This is a genomic window from Vibrio sp. 2-2(8), from assembly GCF_963888495.1.
In the GTDB taxonomy this organism is placed as follows: Bacteria; Pseudomonadota; Gammaproteobacteria; order Enterobacterales; family Vibrionaceae; genus Vibrio; species Vibrio anguillarum.
Genome location: NZ_CAWPJM010000052.1, coordinates 13194 through 30126, shown reverse-complemented (window position 1 = coordinate 30126; position 16933 = coordinate 13194). Strand labels below are relative to the sequence as shown.

General features: G+C 46.1%; 17 protein-coding genes. 9 read left to right on the top strand and 8 right to left on the bottom strand.

What is annotated here, in order from left to right; genetic code table 11:
- Positions 1 to 227: 227 nt before the first annotated feature.
- From mlaF to AACV12_RS14185, 8 genes are all read left to right on the top strand, one after another.
- Entirely contained in the window at positions 228 to 1025 is a 798-nt protein-coding gene (gene mlaF / locus AACV12_RS14220; RefSeq protein ID WP_026029128.1) for a phospholipid ABC transporter ATP-binding protein MlaF, read from the top strand.
- On the top strand, positions 1022 to 1813 hold the full coding sequence (gene mlaE, locus AACV12_RS14215; protein WP_013855979.1) for a lipid asymmetry maintenance ABC transporter permease subunit MlaE: 792 nt from the start codon (positions 1022 to 1024) through the stop codon (positions 1811 to 1813). The genes mlaF and mlaE overlap by 4 nt, the downstream gene beginning before the upstream one ends.
- A gap of 2 nt (positions 1814 to 1815) precedes the next feature.
- On the top strand, positions 1816 to 2307 hold the full coding sequence (gene mlaD / locus AACV12_RS14210; protein WP_064625913.1) for an outer membrane lipid asymmetry maintenance protein MlaD: 492 nt from the start codon (positions 1816 to 1818) through the stop codon (positions 2305 to 2307).
- Between the two features lie 20 nt (positions 2308 to 2327).
- Positions 2328 to 2966: a phospholipid-binding protein MlaC gene (gene mlaC, locus AACV12_RS14205; protein WP_026029129.1), complete on the top strand. Its 639-nt coding sequence runs from the start codon at positions 2328 to 2330 to the stop codon at positions 2964 to 2966.
- Positions 2963 to 3271 carry an STAS domain-containing protein gene (locus AACV12_RS14200; protein WP_010318828.1) on the top strand — a complete coding sequence of 103 codons (309 nt, stop codon included), beginning with the start codon at positions 2963 to 2965 and terminating at the stop codon, positions 3269 to 3271. Before mlaC ends, AACV12_RS14200 begins: the two co-directional genes overlap by 4 nt.
- A 13-nt stretch (positions 3272 to 3284) precedes the next feature.
- The gene (ibaG, locus tag AACV12_RS14195) at positions 3285 to 3539 is read left to right on the top strand and encodes a BolA family iron metabolism protein IbaG (RefSeq protein ID WP_013855981.1); all 255 of its coding nucleotides are present in this window, start codon (positions 3285 to 3287) and stop codon (positions 3537 to 3539) included.
- A 9-nt stretch (positions 3540 to 3548) separates the two neighbouring features.
- Positions 3549 to 4814, top strand: a complete 1266-nt coding sequence (murA, locus tag AACV12_RS14190) for a UDP-N-acetylglucosamine 1-carboxyvinyltransferase (RefSeq protein ID WP_026029130.1) — start codon at positions 3549 to 3551, stop codon at positions 4812 to 4814.
- Between the two features lie 89 nt (positions 4815 to 4903).
- Entirely contained in the window at positions 4904 to 5650 is a 747-nt protein-coding gene (locus AACV12_RS14185; protein ID WP_047690462.1) for a 1-acylglycerol-3-phosphate O-acyltransferase, read from the top strand.
- Positions 5651 to 5658: 8 nt separating this feature from the next.
- On the opposite strand, the gene AACV12_RS14180 is transcribed toward AACV12_RS14185, so the two are convergent.
- The 7 genes from AACV12_RS14180 to AACV12_RS14150 form a co-directional block, all read right to left on the bottom strand.
- Positions 5659 to 6606, bottom strand: coding sequence for a sensor histidine kinase (locus AACV12_RS14180; protein ID WP_017047037.1), 948 nt, complete (start codon positions 6604 to 6606; stop codon positions 5659 to 5661).
- Positions 6599 to 7150, bottom strand: a complete 552-nt coding sequence (locus AACV12_RS14175; protein WP_013855985.1) for a heme NO-binding domain-containing protein — start codon at positions 7148 to 7150, stop codon at positions 6599 to 6601. Before AACV12_RS14175 ends, AACV12_RS14180 begins: the two co-directional genes overlap by 8 nt.
- 191 nt (positions 7151 to 7341) lie before the next feature.
- Positions 7342 to 7731, bottom strand: a complete 390-nt coding sequence (locus AACV12_RS14170; RefSeq protein WP_013855986.1) for a RidA family protein — start codon at positions 7729 to 7731, stop codon at positions 7342 to 7344.
- A 119-nt stretch (positions 7732 to 7850) separates the two neighbouring features.
- Entirely contained in the window at positions 7851 to 8318 is a 468-nt protein-coding gene (gene pyrI / locus AACV12_RS14165) for an aspartate carbamoyltransferase regulatory subunit (RefSeq protein ID WP_010318833.1), read from the bottom strand.
- 16 nt (positions 8319 to 8334) lie between these two features.
- Positions 8335 to 9264, bottom strand: coding sequence for an aspartate carbamoyltransferase (gene pyrB / locus AACV12_RS14160; protein WP_094124233.1), 930 nt, complete (start codon positions 9262 to 9264; stop codon positions 8335 to 8337).
- A gap of 335 nt (positions 9265 to 9599) precedes the next feature.
- Positions 9600 to 10604 (bottom strand): ornithine carbamoyltransferase, encoded by a 1005-nt coding sequence (gene argF, locus AACV12_RS14155; RefSeq protein WP_013855990.1) that lies wholly within the window; start codon positions 10602 to 10604, stop codon positions 9600 to 9602.
- Positions 10605 to 10720: 116 nt separating this feature from the next.
- Positions 10721 to 12097, bottom strand: coding sequence for a PhoH family protein (locus tag AACV12_RS14150; protein ID WP_041769059.1), 1377 nt, complete (start codon positions 12095 to 12097; stop codon positions 10721 to 10723).
- 434 nt (positions 12098 to 12531) lie between these two features.
- On the opposite strand from AACV12_RS14150, the gene rapA reads away from it, so the two are divergent.
- The gene (gene rapA / locus AACV12_RS14145; protein WP_013855992.1) at positions 12532 to 15441 is read left to right on the top strand and encodes an RNA polymerase-associated protein RapA; all 2910 of its coding nucleotides are present in this window, start codon (positions 12532 to 12534) and stop codon (positions 15439 to 15441) included.
- Positions 15442 to 15517: 76 nt separating this feature from the next.
- Here rapA and AACV12_RS14140 read toward each other — a convergent pair whose 3' ends face one another.
- Complete coding sequence (locus AACV12_RS14140; protein ID WP_017047041.1) at positions 15518 to 16789, bottom strand: NRAMP family divalent metal transporter; 1272 nt, start codon at positions 16787 to 16789, stop codon at positions 15518 to 15520.
- Positions 16790 to 16933 lie beyond the last annotated feature (144 nt).

Genomic DNA, 16933 nt, shown 5'->3' with positions numbered 1-16933 from the left:
ACCGCTAATTTTGACGTGTTGGTTGCGAAAAGGGAAGCTGAAGATCCAATTAATTACGTTCAATTCATGGTTTAGTTAGCTATCCATCAATAAATGACCGGAAGATTGTTTTGGCGAAAGATGATGCTTTACTTTAGGATGTAATTGAACAGTGCTTTTAATTTTAGAACGTTATGCTTATGATTGCCCATCATTTTGGGGCGGACAACAATAGTGAAACACTCATGATGCCAATCAACGATCTTGTCACAATCAAGAATTTAACCTTCTCCCGTTCAGGACGGAAGATTTTCGATGACGTGAGTCTCAGCGTTCCGCAAGGAAAAATTACCGCCATTATGGGGCCATCGGGTATTGGTAAAACCACTTTGCTACGTCTTATTGGCGGACAACTGTTTCCTGAACAAGGTGAGATTTGGTTCGACAAACAAAACATCCCGATGCTCAGTCGCAAAAAGCTGTATCAAGCTCGTAAAAAAATGAGCATGTTGTTTCAGTCGGGCGCGTTATTCACCGATTTAAATGTGTTCGATAATGTGGCTTTCCCTTTACGTGAACACACTCAATTAGATGAATCGCTGATTAAGACATTAGTTTTATTAAAATTAGAAGCGGTTGGTCTGCGCGGTGCCGCCTTGCTCATGCCGAGCGAATTATCCGGTGGTATGGCAAGAAGGGCTGCATTAGCGCGCGCGATTGCGCTGGATCCGGAACTGATCATGTATGATGAGCCGTTTGTGGGGCAAGACCCGATCACCATGGGCGTGCTGGTGGAATTGATCCGCAATTTGAATCAAGCTTTGGGGGTGACCTCGATAGTGGTCTCTCATGATGTTCCTGAAGTGATGAGCATTGCCGATTGGGTTTATTTGCTGGCTGACGGCAAAGTGATTGCCAAAGGAACGCCAAACGATCTTTATCAAAATAGCGATCCTCGCGTACAACAATTTTTACAAGGCGAGGCTGATGGCCCAGTACCATTTCGCTTTCCAGCGCAAAGCCTAGAAAAGGATTTATTCTCATGATGTCTACATTGACTGACTGGATTGAAGGGCTCGGTCGCCGTACGCTCGAATTTTGCCAAGCCTTTGGCAAAGCTAGCTTGATGCTGTTTGGCGCATTAGTGAGCCGCCCACGGCCTATTCAGAATTTTCCATTGTTAGTGAAGCAGCTCTACAGTGTTGGTGTTCAGTCGCTGGCGATTATTGTCGTTTCTGGCTTGTTCATTGGCATGGTGTTGAGCCTGCAAGGCTATGTGATTTTGGTCGATTACGGCGCGGAAGGTAGCCTTGGGCAGATGGTTGCGCTCTCTTTATTGCGTGAACTTGGGCCCGTGGTGACTGCGCTGCTGTTTGCTGGGCGTGCTGGTTCTGCACTTACCGCTGAGATCGGCCTGATGAAAGCCACCGAGCAGCTTTCCAGTTTAGAGATGATGGCGGTTGATCCGCTCAAACGTATTATCGCTCCTCGCTTTTGGGCTGGGCTAATATCAATGCCGTTGCTAGCGATGATTTTTATGGCGGTCGGCATTTGGGGAGGCCAGCTTGTTGGCGTGGATTGGAAAGGGATTGATCACGGCAGTTTTTGGTCTGCGATGCAGTCATCGGTAGAGCTAGGACAAGATATTGGCAACAGTATGATCAAGTGCGTGATGTTTGCCATCACAGTGACTTGGATTGCACTGTTTAACGGTTACGATGCTATTCCAACCTCGGAAGGTATTAGCCGTGCCACCACAAGAACCGTAGTGCATTCGTCTTTAGCTGTATTAGGGCTAGACTTTGTACTCACCGCATTGATGTTTGGGAATTAATCATGCAGCAAACACGAAAAATAGAACTTTGGGTCGGTAGCTTTGTCCTTGCTGGAATTTGCGCAATTCTGGTGATGATTTTTCAGGTCGCTGACGTAAAAGGGTTGGGTTCCAACCATACTTACCAATTGAAAGCTGAATTTGACAATATCGGTAGTTTAAAAGTGCGCTCGCCAGTCAAAGTGGGTGGTGTAGTCGTTGGGCGAGTGGCCGAGATTAAACTCGATAGAGAGAGCTTGCTGCCTGTGGTTACTATGGCTATTAACAGTCAATATGATCAATTTCCAGAAACGTCGAGTGTGCAAATTCTAACTTCTGGATTGATTGGCGAGCAGTACATTGGGCTTGTGCCCGGTTTTGTCTTTGAAGATGAACGGATGTTAAAAGAGGGCGACTTAATTGAAGACACAAAATCCGCCCTCGTATTAGAAGATTTGATTGGTCAAGTGCTGTATAGCGTCGGTGGTGGCTCACAAGAAAAAGGTAAGGAGTAACAACAGTGTTTATAAAAACAGTGTTTAAACGGACGTTGATTTTTGTATTTACCCTCTTTGCCGCTATGTTTGTGCAAGCGGCCAATGTGGATAAAACCCAGCCCTATACCATGATGAAGCAGGTGTCTGAAACGGCATTTACTCGTTTGAAAGCCGAACAAGAAGCGATTCACCACCATCCTGAATATTTGAAAGAAATCGTGGAACAAGAGCTGATGCCTTACGTCAATGAGCAGTATGCGGCACTGAAGTTATTGGGCCCAAACTTAAAAGGGGCCAAGCGTGAAGATGTCGCCACTTTCATCACCGCATTTCGTGCCTATCTTGTCAGTGCATACGCGCAAGTATTGACTCAATACAGTAACCAAATTATTGAGTTCGAGCCTGAACAGGCGGTGTCGGATGATAAACGCATTACCAGCGTGAAGGTGGATATTATTGATACGCCACGACCGAACATCAAACTTGAGTTTAAATTGCGCAAAGAGAAAAATGGCGAATGGCAAGTCTTTGATATGATTGCAGAAGGAGTGAGTTTGCTCTCCAGTAAGCAATCTGAATGGAGCGGTAAAATTCGCCAAGATGGCATCTTAGCGGTTGCCAATGAACTGCAACAATTGGCGGATCAGCCGATCCGTTTTGAAGGTAAAGCGCAATGATTCATCCGCAGTGGCATCAAACTGATATGCCGATTGCGGCTTTGTCGGGCGCATTAGACAGAGAGCATGTGCCTGATTTATGGGCGTTTATCCAAAAATGGAACCCGGTGAGTACACAGTTTGAGATTGAACTGAAAAACGTTGAACGCATAGACTCTGCCGGAATGGTGATGTTAATCCACCTAATAGAGCATGCAAAAAAACGAAACTGTCATATAATGCTCAGTTTCGTGCCAGAGCAACTGCGCACACTATTCCAACTGAGCAACATTGATCGTTTAATGGCTCAACATATAAAGAATTAAGCAGGGGAACATTGTGGATAGCGCAAAAGTACAACAGTTATTAGAACAAGCACTAAACCTTGAAGAGATCCACGTCAAAGGTGAAGGTAGCCACTATGAAGTTATCGCTGTTGATGCTTGTTTTGCAGGGATGAGTCGCGTTAAAAAACAACAACTTATTTATGCTCCACTGATGGAGTACATTCAAAGAAACGACATTCATGCCCTTTCTATTAAAGCGTTCACACCAACAGAGTGGGCTCGTGATAAAAAGTTGATGTCGCTGTAAGGTTTATTGATGGAAAAGTTTCGAGTTATTGGGTCAACACAACCTCTTCAAGGTGAAGTGACCATTTCAGGTGCCAAAAACGCTGCACTGCCTATTTTATTTGCGTCTATTTTGGCCTCTGAGCCAGTAGAAGTGGCCAATGTGCCACACCTTCGCGATATTGATACCACAATGGAACTGCTCAAACGTTTAGGCGCTAAAGTCGAACGTAATGGCTCAGTTCATGTCGATCCTAGTCAAATTGATGAATATTGCGCGCCGTATGATTTAGTCAAAACCATGCGTGCTTCTATTTGGGCTCTCGGTCCATTAGTGGCTCGTTTTGGTTATGGCCAAGTTTCGCTACCTGGAGGCTGTGCCATTGGCGCTCGTCCTGTCGATCTGCATATTCACGGTTTAGAGCAGCTTGGTGCCACCATCACCTTAGAAGATGGCTACGTGAAAGCCAGTGTCGAAGGTCGTCTACAAGGTGCACACATCGTCATGGATAAAGTGAGCGTGGGTGCCACCATTACCATTATGTGCGCCGCAACCCTTGCCGAAGGCACAACCGTGCTCGACAACGCTGCGCGTGAGCCTGAAATTGTCGATACCGCACTGTTTTTGAATAAGCTGGGTGCAAAAGTGTCCGGTGCAGGCACCGATACCATTACCATTGAAGGTGTTGAACGTTTGGGTGGTGGTAAACACGCTGTTGTGGCTGATCGCATTGAAACGGGCACGTTTTTAGTCGCGGCGGCTGTTTCTCGCGGAAAAATTGTTTGCCACAACACTCACTCGCATTTGTTAGAGGCCGTGTTAGCAAAACTGGAAGAAGCGGGCGCTGAGATTGAAACAGGTGAGGGCTGGATAAGCCTTGATATGACCGGAAAAGAGCTTAAGGCGGTTTCGATTCGCACTGCGCCTCATCCTGGCTTTCCAACCGATATGCAAGCACAATTTACCCTACTCAATATGATGGCAAAAGGTGGTGGCAAGATCACTGAAACCATCTTTGAAAACCGTTTTATGCACGTTCCTGAACTGATGCGTATGGGAGCAAAAGCGGAGATTGAAGGGAATACAGTGATTTGTGGTGATGTGGAATCGTTGAGTGGCGCGCAGGTGATGGCGACCGATCTACGTGCCTCAGCCAGCCTAGTGATTGCCGGTTGTATCGCAAAAGGTGAAACCATCGTCGATCGCATCTACCATATCGATCGCGGTTACGAAAGAATTGAAGATAAACTGTCGGCTCTTGGCGCTAATATTGAGCGCATTCAAGTCAGCAGTTAAACTCTCGCTCATGCAATGGAGCCGAAATCTCTGGGTTTCGGCTTTTTTATCCTTGCTCATTTTTTATCTTTGTTCCATGGAGAACTGAAATGATTGCTCTTTTGCGTCTATTGGCAGTCGCACTGTTTGCCATTGTGATGTTTGTTTTTGGATGTGGCTACTGTTTACTTAGCCCACGTAATCCCAAACATGTATTTACGTTTGGGCGTTTATTTGCCCGCATGTCAAAATTGATGGGTATTAAATTAGAACTGCGTATCCCAGAAGATGCTTATCAACGCGGCCAGCACATCTACATTGCGAATCATCAAAATAACTGGGATCTGTGTACTGTTGCTGCGGCGGTAACGCCGAAAGTCGTGACAGTAGGGAAAAAAAGTTTAGTTTGGACACCTGTGTTTGGTCAGTTGTATTGGTTAGCAGGGAATATTTTAATTGATAGATCCAATCGCAACAAAGCCAAAGGCACCATTGATCAAGTTGTCGATAGCATAAAAACCAGTGATGTGTCTGTGTGGATGTTTCCAGAAGGTACTCGCTCGCGTGGCCGTGGCATGCTGCCCTTTAAAATGGGTGCATTTCATGCGGCAATTGGCGCAGGTGTACCGATTATCCCCATCGTTTGCAGCTCAACTAATGATATTAAGCTTAACCGTTGGGACAATGGTCATGTGATTGTTGAGATGCTGCCACCGATCGGTATTGAAGGATATGGAAAAGAAAATTTACGGGAATTAGCGACATTATGCCGTGAGCAGATGATGGCCAAATTAGCGCAGCTGGATGAAGAGGTCGCGATGCTTGATGGTAAGAAAGTCACATCACGCAGTCAGTAACCGCTTTACTAAATGGTGGGAAAAAGAAGTATGAAGGTGGTGCCTTGTCCCACTTCAGATTCGACCTGCATTTTCCCACCATGCTTTTCAACAATACTGTATGAAATCGATAAACCCAAACCCGTCCCTACGCCGACAGGTTTGGTGGTGAAGAAAGGATCAAACACCTTGTTGATGATGTCTTGATTCATGCCATGCCCATTATCTGCCACTGTCACCCTCACCCAGCGTTTCCCTTTTTCGACCACAGAATCTGTGCTAATCGTTAACTTTCCTTGTGCTTCGCAAGCGTGAGAGGCGTTAATAAATAGGTTCATAAAAACTTGTTGTAGCTCTGCTGATATCCCATTGATTTTCGGCAAAGCCTCATCCAATCGCTGCTCGACCTCCATCGTATATTTAAATTGGTTCCAGACCATGTGTAGTGTTGATTCAATACACGAATTTAACTCACACTCGACAAATCGGCCATCACTGGAGTGAGAAACGCTTTGTAGGCTAGTGACAATGTCTTTTACGCGGAGCAATCCACCCGAAGTCTCTTGAAGCATGTCAGTTAAATCACTTTCGACAAAACCAATATCATGGCGTTGATAATAATCTTGATAATTGCGGTAGAAATCCGTGTTAGCAATTTCGGCTTTGTGCTGTGCTACCAAAGCGACAATTCCTATATAGGCGTGAGAGTAATCACGCAGCGTATTTAAATTACTCAGACAAAAACCGATTGGGTTATTGATCTCGTGAGCAACGCCAGCCGCCAGTAGACCGACGGAGGCCATTTTTTCTGATTGTACAAGCTGTGCTTGCGCGCTATGAAGTTGATCTAGAGTCTCTTGCAACTCTAAAATTTTATCGTAGAGCTCGCGGCTTTTTTCTTGCAGTAACCGCTCTGCCAGCAAACGAGCCTGACGCTCACGCTCATAAATGCGTTGGTATTGCTCTATTTCACTCATGTTTGCCCTTAAAGGTGACAACAATTTCACAAAATGAAGCACCATGATGCATGCATTGGGGCTGCTCGATTTCGACTTCTTCACCAAATTGTTCTGAAGCGCCGATGATGAGTCCTTCCGCCGCAGCGCACAATTTTCTTTTCGAGGTGTAATACATGGTTAATCGATCGCCCTCGCTTTTACATTGAAATTGCGGCAAATAGGCATCGGGGTAGAGCCGCTTCACTTCTTTATGGATCACTTGATCGACCGAAATCAAAAACTCTAATAAATTGTTTTTATTTGGATAATTTTCAGGAAGGCTGTTGTACAGGCGAGAAAATAGGTATTGCCCATAAAGCCGGACTAAATCATCGGTGGGGATGTTTTTCTGCTCGCTCAAATAAGCCACCATTGCAAGCAGTTCGTCATCGGAGTATTGCTCTCCAGCGGTGTAGATGCCTTGAGAGCTAGGTTTTAAATCCTCGAGCATTTGATCCCAAAACAGTGCGCCAAATTTTTCGATGACTAAATCAGAAAGAACGGTATAGATAATCCCTTGCATCTCACTACCTCGAACGGTTCAAAAGTACGATAAGTGTTGGTGACTAACCCTAAAGTAGCAAGTATGAGGTGTAAAAATTGATTTTTTTGGATTAAACAAAAACCTCGAACGGGGTTCGAGGTTTGAAAAAGCACATTCACGTCAGAGTGGCATGCTGGTGGTGCTTACACTGTGCTGATTATGAGCAATGCTTACTTACGTACCGCAATCGCTTCAATTTCAATACCCACATCTTTAGGTAAGCGAGCGACTTCTACGCATGAACGCGCAGGGTAGTTTGCCACGTTATGTTCATCAAAAAACTTACCGTAGACTTCATTCACCGTGCCAAAATCATTCAGATCTTTAACAAATACAGTCATTTTTACGATGTCAGAAACCGTTAAGCCAGAAGACTCCACCACGGCTTTTACGTTGTCGAGAGATTGACGAGCCTGCACTGCGATATCTGCTGACACTTCGCCGGTGACTGGGTTGACTGGAATTTGCCCTGAAGTTAGCACCATATTGCCAAGATCGACACCTTGTACATAAGGGCCAATTGCGGCAGGAGCGGATTCGGTATGAAGTACTTTAGTCATGATTGTGTTCCATCTGTTTTTATGGGAAGGGTAGGCGTCAGTTTGCCTTTAAAGAAACGGCAGGTAAAGTGCAAAATGCCCCACTAAAGTGAGGCATCGATAGACTTAAACGGGGTTAATTATGACTCGCGTTCGGTCACAATCTCACGTGAGTAAACTTTCTCACAATACTTACATTTCAAACGAATATCGTTTTTCTTTTCGAAAACCTTAAAGCTGCTTTCGACCGGTTCATTGTGGGAAATACAGTTGCTGTTTGGGCAGGCAAAAACATCATTGATCTGCTCAGGCAGTGTCAACGCTAGCTTTTTCACCACTTGGTAGTTTTCGATTTGGTTGACAGTCGCATGCGGTGCATAAAGTGCTAATTTATTGGCTTGGGCTTCATTAATGAACACATTTTCAATCTTCAGCAGATCTTTTGCGCCCAGCGCGGAAGAGGGTAAATTTAAGCCAATCGTGACACGTTGATGAGAATTGTGCATATCGAATAACTTTAATACTTTAATACCGATTTGCGCAGGAATGTGGTCGATAACCGTGCCATTTTTAATGGCTTCAACCTGCAATTGAGTCTCTTTAGTCATGGTTGGGGCTCCTTTATTACAGGGTTTCGTTTAACACAAGCGCCAGCAAAGCTTCACGGGCGTAGACCCCGTTTTCTGCTTGTTGGAAGAAGTAAGCGTGCTTCGTTTTGTCCACATCAACGGTGATTTCATCCACACGCGGAAGCGGATGTAGCACTTTTAAGTTATCGCGCGCACCTTCAAGCATGGCGGCTGTCAAAATGTACGCCGATTTAATGTGCGCGTACTCTGATTCATCAAAGCGCTCTTTTTGGACGCGCGTCATATACAGAATATCTAACTGTGGAATAACGCTTTCCATATCGGTGTGCAGGCTGTACTCAATGCTTGCATCATCTAACTCTTCGCAAATATAGTCAGGCATAGCCAGCGCATCCGGCGCAACAAAGAAGAAGCGAATGTGGTTAAATTTAGCCAAAGCTTGAGTTAAAGAATGGACGGTACGGCCATATTTCAAGTCGCCAACAAAGGCAATATTAATGTTATCTAAACGGCCTTGTGTTTCGGCAATGGTGAACAAATCAAGCAGTGTTTGGGTTGGGTGCTGGTTAGCGCCGTCGCCAGCGTTAATCACAGGAACGCCGTTTGAAAATTCAGAGGCTAAACGCGCTGCGCCTTCTTGGGGGTGGCGCATCACAAACGCATCCACATAAGAGGAGATCACTTGTACAGAATCGGCCAGTGTTTCGCCTTTTTTCGCCAGTGACGTATTGCCACCATTATCAAAGCCAATCACGCTGCCGCCGATGCGTTGAATAGCGGTTTCAAAAGACAAACGAGTACGAGTCGACGGCTCAAAAAAGCAGCTTGCCACCACTTTGTGCTTAATCAGCTCTGGTTTTGGTTCCGCTTTGAGTTGGCCTGCGGTTTTCACAATCAATTCCAGCTCGTCACGAGAGAGCTCCGGAATCGAAATAATGTGCTTTTGATAAAGCGAATTCACCATGGTCGTCTTCCCTATAATTTTCTAGTAGCCATAAAAAAGCCCCCCAATAGGGAGGCTTTAAAAATCAAGAGAGGGGAAAAATAACGCGCCCAGTAAGTCAGCACGCTGACCTACATTGAATCGAATTGCGTTGTAGATGTGAATAACAACGTCCGTTTTCATGGCTACCCCTCAGACAAATTGCTGGGAATTATACGCTTTCATTGTGTGAGCGCAAGCGATTACCTCACAATCCTCTTCATCATTGGCACTGTCGCGGCGTTAGCTGCTTTCACTCACCCGAATCACTTACTCATGTAAGTGATTCGGGCTTCGATCCATTGTTGCCTTGTTTTTTAAGCGCCGAGAGTCGCGACCATCACAGCTTTGATGGTGTGCATGCGGTTTTCAGCTTCATCAAACACAATCGAATATTCAGACTCAAACACCTCTTCGGTGACTTCCAAACCTTTCATACCATATTTTTCCGCCACCTCTTTGCCTACGGTGGTTTCGTCGTTATGAAACGCAGGCAAGCAGTGCATAAATTTTACCTGTGGATTACCAGTTTGCTTAATCACATTCATATTGATTTGGTAAGGCGTCATTAAGGCCACGCGTTCATCCCATGCATCGGCTGATTCGCCCATAGAAACCCAAACGTCGGTATAGAGAAAATCGCATCCTTGCACGCCTTCTTGTACATTTTCAGTGAGCGTGATTTTGGCTCCCGTCTGCTTGGCAATTTCTTGGCAAGTGGTGACAAGTGACGCTTCTGGCCAAAACTGTTTGGGTGCGACGAGGCGAATATCCATGCCCATTTTTGCTGCGCCCACCATCAGTGAATTGCCCATGTTATTGCGTGCATCGCCTAGATAAGCTAGTGACACTTGGTGCAACTGTTTACCACGGCCATGCTCAATCATGGTTAAAAAGTCAGCTAAAATCTGTGTTGGGTGGAACTCGTTGGTGAGCCCGTTCCATACAGGAACGCCAGCATGTGCGCCAAGCTCTTCGACAATTTCTTGTCCAAAACCGCGATATTGGATGCCATCGTACATTCTTCCGAGTACGCGCGCGGTGTCTTTCATCGACTCTTTATGACCAATTTGCGACCCTGATGGCCCGATGTAAGAGACTTGAGCGCCTTGATCAAACGCGGCCACTTCAAATGCACATCGCGTCCGTGTTGAGGCTTTCTCAAAAATCAGCGCAATATTTTTACCCGCTAATCTTTTCTGTTCTGATCCGGCGTATTTCGCTTTTTTGAGATCAGCAGAGAGATCGAGCAGAAATTGGATCTCTTTCGGCGTGAAATCGAGCAGTTTGAGAAAGTTGCGGTTGCGTAAATTGAAAGCCATATCCCAGTCCTAAACGGTGAATGATGAATGGCCTTAGTAAAACATATAAATGCTAAATTTGTGAATAATTATTTTAAAATAAAGGCGAGATATTAATAATATCTCGCCTAATGTGACTATAAATTCTCTTCAGCGAATTCGGCCAAGCGGCTGCGAACGACGCCGTTTAAGTGAATGTTGGCGCTGCCTTCAAAGTTTTTAAAGCGCTCAACCATGTAGGTCAAACCTGAGGTCACCGGGGTTAAGTAGTGGGAGTCAATCTGCGCTAAGTTACCAGAACAGACAATTTTAGTGCCCTCACCACAGCGCGTGATGATAGTTTTGATTTGAGAAGCGGTTAAATTTTGACACTCATCGAGTAGCACAAAGGCATTTTGGATTGAGCGCCCACGCATAAAGTTGATCGATTTAAACTGGATATTGGCTTTATCGCAGATGTATTTGAGTGAACCTTCGGTGCAGTGATCGTTTTTGTGCAAGGCTTCCAATGTATCCGTAACCGCCGCCAGCCACGGCATCATTTTCTCTTCCTCTGTTCCGGGTAAGAAGCCGATCGATTCTCCGATATCTGGCGTGTTACGGGTGACGATAATCTTATCGAACATCTTCTTCTCAATGGTTTGTTCAAGAGCGGCGGCCATCGCGAGCAGCGTTTTCCCGCTACCAGCGGCTCCGGTTAAAATCACCAAATCAATGCTTGGATCAAGCAAGGCATCAAGTGCCATCGCTTGGTAGATATTTTTCGGGGTGATGTCCCACGCTTTGCGGTGCATCATTCTCTCGCGGCCAATATCAAGCAGCGTAATTTTTTCTGCGTTGATTTCATGCACGCGCGCCGCAAAATCGCTCTCTTCATCAATGACATATTGATTAATAAAGGTCGGATCAAACGGCGCTTTATCTAACGTATGGAAGGCTTTTCCGCCGACGGTTCTACTCTCAACTTCATCGACGTTGTTCCAAAAATTTCCTTCACGAACTTGGAAGCCTTTGGTCAGGTACTGCACATCATCAATCAATTGGTCAGTGCGGTAATCCTCAACATAGCGCACGCCTGCACCTTTAGCGCGCAATCGCATGTTGATGTCTTTGGTGATGAGAACCACAGCGCGTGGCGCTCGTTTCGCTTGCAGGTAAAGTACAGCGTTGAGGATACGGTTGTCGCCGGCTTTGTCAGCAAAGGCTTTGACGGTTTCTTGCAACTCAAAGTCGGCAAGGATCGAGATAGTTCCCGTCTTGCTGGCCTCTTTAGAAAATGGAATACCTTCGGTAATTTCGTCTGGGGTGGCATCGTGGAATAAGTGCTCTAAAGCACGAATCGCGACCCGCGCATCTCGTGCAACATCGCGTTTGCTGTCTTTGATCCGGTCAAGTTCTTCAAGAACGGTCATCGGAATGACCACGTCATGCTCTTGGAAGGAGTAAATGGCTAAAGGTTCATGAAGCAGGATGTTGGTATCAAGTACAAACAGTTTCCGATCGGTATCGCCCATAAGCGTCTCCTTGCTGCTGTGCAGCGTGCTTAACAAAAGGTGCTAGCAAGTAGAGGTTATCGATCAATGGATGCCGGTAGTGACTCGATTGCTCGATGACTTACTGCAAGCCTGTGTTGATACTCATTGTCTGTTTGGTCCGCATGCTTCGTGCCAGAGTCATCCTTTTGACTGGCAAAGCAAGCATCGTTACAACAAGTATAGCAACCTTGTTTACTACAAATGCCACCGATTTCTTACAGTTTGATGTCAACCAAAAGTTGAAGAAAAAAATCTTGGTTATCCTTCGCTTTACACGTGACCTGTATCACGCCATCAAGTAAGATTAGCGACCTTTTTCTGCACCACACTCCAACAACAATCATAATTAGGAGTTGCCTTCACGTGGTAGCAGATCGATACAATCCATTCCAAATAAATAAGGTAGTCGATTCATGAGTTTTGCTTTGGGGCAACGCTGGATAAGCGATACAGAAAGTGATCTTGGTTTAGGTACTGTGGTAGCGCTTGATGCGCGTACTGTGACCTTGATGTTTGCTGCATCAGAAGAAAACCGCGTTTATGCACGCAGTGACGCCCCGGTAACACGAGTGACGTTCAATAGCGGTGATGTGGTTGAAAGCCAAGAAGGCTGGTCGCTACGCGTTGAGCAAGTTGTTGAAGAACAAGGACTACTCACTTATCTCGGTACGCGCGAAGACAACGATGAAAGCGGCGTGGCGCTACGTGAAATTTTCTTAAGCCACCAAATCCGTTTCAACAAACCGCAAGATAAATTGTTCGCAGGTCAAATTGATCGCATGGATAATTTTGTGTTGCGTTATCGCGCCCTCACTAATCAATATCAACAACACAAAAGCCCAATGCGTGGTTTATGTGGCATGCGCGCGGGCCTGATTCCTCATCAGCTTTATATCGCACATGAGGTTGGTCGTCGCCATGCGCCCCGCGTGTTATTAGCCGATGAAGTGGGGTTAGGTAAAACCATTGAAGCGGGGATGATCATTCATCAACAAGTGCTTTCTGGTCGCGCGGAACGTATTTTGATTGTGGTGCCGGAAACCTTGCAGCACCAATGGTTGGTGGAGATGATGCGTCGCTTTAATCTTCATTTCTCCATTTTTGATGAAGAGCGCTGTGTTGAAGCGTTCGCTGAAGCACACAACCCTTTTGATACTCAGCAATATGTGCTTTGTTCGCTCGATTTTCTGCGTAAAAGTCGTCAACGTTTTGAACAAGCACTTGAGGCGGAGTGGGATCTATTGGTGGTGGATGAAGCGCACCATCTAGAATGGAGCCAAGATAAACCAAGCCGCGAATACCAAGTGGTCGAAGGGCTAGCGCAAAACACCCCAGCGGTACTGCTGCTAACGGCAACGCCGGAGCAATTGGGCCGTGAAAGCCACTTTGCGCGTTTGCGTTTGCTCGATCCCGATCGTTTTTACGATTACGAGGCGTTCGTTGAAGAAGAAGAGCAATATGCGCCCGTAGCCGATTCCGTCAGTGCCCTGTTTTCGGGTGAGAAGTTGCAAAACGAAGCCAAAAACCAAATAACTGAGCTACTTTCAGAACAAGATGTTGAGCCGCTGTTTCGCATTATTGAAAGCGATGCCGATGAAGAGAGCAAAGCCTCTGCTCGCCAAGAGCTGATTGATAATCTGATGGATCGCCATGGCACAGGTCGCGTGCTGTTTAGAAACACCCGCGCTGCGATTAAAGGATTCCCTGTGCGTAATGTGCACTTGATGCCGATGGAAATCCCCGCGCAATACACTACCTCGATGCGAGTGGCTGGCATGATCGGCGGTAAGCTCAGTGCTCAGGCTCGCGCGATGAAAATGCTCTACCCCGAAGAGATTTTCCAAGAGTTTGAAGGCGATGATGCAAGTTGGTGGCAGTTCGATTCTCGCGTGAATTGGCTGCTTGAAAAAGTGAAAGAAAAACGCAGCGAAAAGATTTTAGTGATCGCTTCTCGCGCTAGCACCGCGTTACAACTGGAGCAAGCACTGCGTGAGCGTGAAGGCATTCGCGCCACCGTTTTTCATGAAGGTATGTCGATTTTAGAACGTGATAAAGCCGCCGCTTATTTCGCACAAGAAGAGGGTGGCGCGCAAGTGCTTATCTGTAGTGAAATCGGCTCTGAAGGGCGTAACTTCCAATTTGCTAACCAGTTGGTGATGTTTGATCTGCCGTTTAACCCAGATCTTTTAGAGCAACGCATTGGCCGTTTGGATCGTATTGGTCAACACCGTGATATCGATATCCATGTGCCGTACCTTAAAGGCACATCGCAAGCGATTTTGGCGCGTTGGTTTGATGAAGGCTTGAATGCATTTGCTGAAACCTGCCCAACAGGCCGCGCTGTGTATGATAAATATGCCGATGATCTGATTGACATGCTGGCTTCGGGAAATATCGATACGTTGGATGAGATCATTGAACAGTCGGCAACGCTCAACAAAACGTTGAAGGCTCAGCTTGAACAAGGGCGTGACCGATTGCTTGAAATGCATTCAAACGGTGGCGAAAAAGCATTGAAAATCGTCGAAAGTATAGCATCAACGGATGGCGATACTAACTTGGTTACTTTCGCTTTGAGCTTATTTGATGCGATCGGTTTAAACCAAGATGATCGGGGTGAAAACGCGTTGGTGGTCACACCATCAGAGCACATGATGGTGCCAAGCTACCCCGGTTTGCCGTATGAAGGAGCGACCATCACGTTTGATCGTGATACGGCATTATCGCGTGAAGATATGAATTTCATCAGTTGGGAACACCCGATGATTCAAGGCGGGATCGACCTACTGATGAGCGAAGGCGTGGGAACATCGGCGGTTTCTTTGTTGAAGAATAAAGCTTTGCCTGTTGGGACTTTGCTGCTTGAGTTGATCTATGTGGTGGATGCACAAGCGCCAAAACGCAGTGGTATCAGCCGCTTCCTTCCTCAAACACCAATCCGTTTGATGATGGATGCGCGTGGTAATGATCTCTCCGCGCAAGTTGAGTTTGAAAGCTTCAACCGCCAATTAAGCCCAGTGAATCGTCATTTGGCCAGCAAGCTCGTTACGTCGGTACAAAATGATGTGCATAGCTTAATTGCTGCCAGTGAAAGCCAAGTTGTGAGCCGTGTTGAAGCGATTCGTGAACAAGCGCAGAAAGAGATGCAGTCGAGCTTAAACGGTGAACTGGAGCGCTTATTGGCGCTTAAAGCAGTCAACCCGAACATTCGTGATGAAGAGATCAGCGCGATTGAAGAGCAGATCAACGAGTTAAGCGGTTACATCGGTAAAGCGCAATTCCAACTGGATTCGTTGCGTTTAATCGTTGTGACGCATAACTGATCCCTTTACTTGGCCCTTGTGGCGGACATTAAAAACAACAAAGGCCTTTTTCATAAGGCCTTTGTTTTATCTGCTGTTACATAAGCCACTTCCACCAAATAAACAGCGCTAAAAAGCCAAACAGATAAACAAGCCCTACGATAGACAGCGCTTTGAGTTTTTTTCCTACTGCGAGTTCAGCCGGTAAAGGTGTTTTAGTCACCAGAATATAGTTGAGCAGCGCAAAAATTGGCGTGGTCATAAATGCCATGATCATCGCAAAATTCAGCATTGGCATCAGTGCTGAAGCCCAAAAGGCAATGATGGCTAGCGCTAAAGCCGATACCACTAGGACCCAAGCTTGGTAGCAACGTGGGCTTTGGCTCTCTTTGTTTTGCAAAAGACGTTGTGATTCTGCAATCACCCGTGAATAGCCATCAATGACGGTGATGGTGCTGCCAAAAATACAGAAAAAGGCGATCACTGCAATTAAATAACGTGACCACTCACCTATGGTTGAAGCGTACAATCCGACCAATTGATGCGAAAAGCCGACGCCGGATTTCGAGAGCTCAACGCCTGTTCCGTGTAGTACTAAGGCACCAAGCGCCAAAAATACAATCGCCAAGATTGCAGTACCGATATAGCCCACATTGAAATCAAATAGTGCGGATTGCGGCGTCACTTGCTGTTCTTGGCATTGACGCTTGAGCCACACCGAAGTGATGCTCGAAATCTCAATGGGTGCGGGCATCCAGCCCATTGTCACCACCAAAAAACCGATCGCGGCGAGTGTCCAAGGTGAAGGCGAAATGGTTTCTACCACTATCTGCGCTGGTGTTGCGACGGCAATCACCACGGCGAGTAAGGTGGCGATTGTCAGTACTGCCATAATCATTTTAGAAAGTGAGTCGAGCGCGCGAAAGTGGCCTGCAAAAAGGATCAGCAAACAAGTGGTCAGCACAATCACGGAAAGAACAATATTGCCCAGCTCAAAAGGGACAAAATAGGCCAGTAAACTGGCGCTAAACAGCAGTAACGCGGCGGTGTTTATAATGGCCGATACCACGCTTAAGAGGGCAAAAACCCATAAGTAAGCGCGCCCGAGATGAGCATAGCCTTGTACTAAACTTTTGCCTGTCCCCATGGTGTATTGAATGCCAGCCTTAAAAAAGGGGTATTTTAATAAGTTGACTAGCAAAATGAGGCCTGCGAGTTGCCAGCCATAAATTGCACCTGCTTGAGTTGATGCGACGAGATGAGAGCCGCCGACGGCTGCTGCTGCCATCATAATGCCCGGCCCGAGTGAACGAAGCAGTTGTGGCAGGGTTAAACGTTTGGCCGATTGATAAGGGACGCTGTGTTCCATTCTTGTTCCTTAGACTTGATGTTGTGTTATTTATAATTCTTGCTTTTGAAGCTGACTTTAATGTCAAGCTCATCAATCAATATCACACCCAGTTAATCTGTCAATTTTAAGTTACATTTCAAGTGATATTTCTAAGCAAGGCTA

What these genes read in the sequence shown, in the direction of transcription:
- mlaF (WP_026029128.1), top strand. Translation starts at nt 228, where the DNA reads ATGCCAATCAACGATCTTGTCACAATCAAGAATTTAACCTTCTCCCGT.
- mlaD (WP_064625913.1), top strand. Translation starts at nt 1,816, where the DNA reads ATGCAGCAAACACGAAAAATAGAACTTTGGGTCGGTAGCTTTGTCCTT.
- AACV12_RS14170 (WP_013855986.1), bottom strand. Translation starts at nt 7,731, where the DNA reads ATGACTAAAGTACTTCATACCGAATCCGCTCCTGCCGCAATTGGCCCT.
- murA (WP_026029130.1), top strand. Translation starts at nt 3,549, where the DNA reads ATGGAAAAGTTTCGAGTTATTGGGTCAACACAACCTCTTCAAGGTGAA.
- AACV12_RS14180 (WP_017047037.1), bottom strand. Translation starts at nt 6,606, where the DNA reads ATGAGTGAAATAGAGCAATACCAACGCATTTATGAGCGTGAGCGTCAG.
- mlaE (WP_013855979.1), top strand. Translation starts at nt 1,022, where the DNA reads ATGATGTCTACATTGACTGACTGGATTGAAGGGCTCGGTCGCCGTACG.
- AACV12_RS14150 (WP_041769059.1), bottom strand. Translation starts at nt 12,097, where the DNA reads ATGGGCGATACCGATCGGAAACTGTTTGTACTTGATACCAACATCCTG.
- pyrB (WP_094124233.1), bottom strand. Translation starts at nt 9,264, where the DNA reads ATGGTGAATTCGCTTTATCAAAAGCACATTATTTCGATTCCGGAGCTC.
- AACV12_RS14175 (WP_013855985.1), bottom strand. Translation starts at nt 7,150, where the DNA reads ATGCAAGGGATTATCTATACCGTTCTTTCTGATTTAGTCATCGAAAAA.
- pyrI (WP_010318833.1), bottom strand. Translation starts at nt 8,318, where the DNA reads ATGACTAAAGAGACTCAATTGCAGGTTGAAGCCATTAAAAATGGCACG.
- AACV12_RS14185 (WP_047690462.1), top strand. Translation starts at nt 4,904, where the DNA reads ATGATTGCTCTTTTGCGTCTATTGGCAGTCGCACTGTTTGCCATTGTG.
- AACV12_RS14140 (WP_017047041.1), bottom strand. Translation starts at nt 16,789, where the DNA reads ATGGAACACAGCGTCCCTTATCAATCGGCCAAACGTTTAACCCTGCCA.
- AACV12_RS14200 (WP_010318828.1), top strand. Translation starts at nt 2,963, where the DNA reads ATGATTCATCCGCAGTGGCATCAAACTGATATGCCGATTGCGGCTTTG.
- argF (WP_013855990.1), bottom strand. Translation starts at nt 10,604, where the DNA reads ATGGCTTTCAATTTACGCAACCGCAACTTTCTCAAACTGCTCGATTTC.
- rapA (WP_013855992.1), top strand. Translation starts at nt 12,532, where the DNA reads ATGAGTTTTGCTTTGGGGCAACGCTGGATAAGCGATACAGAAAGTGAT.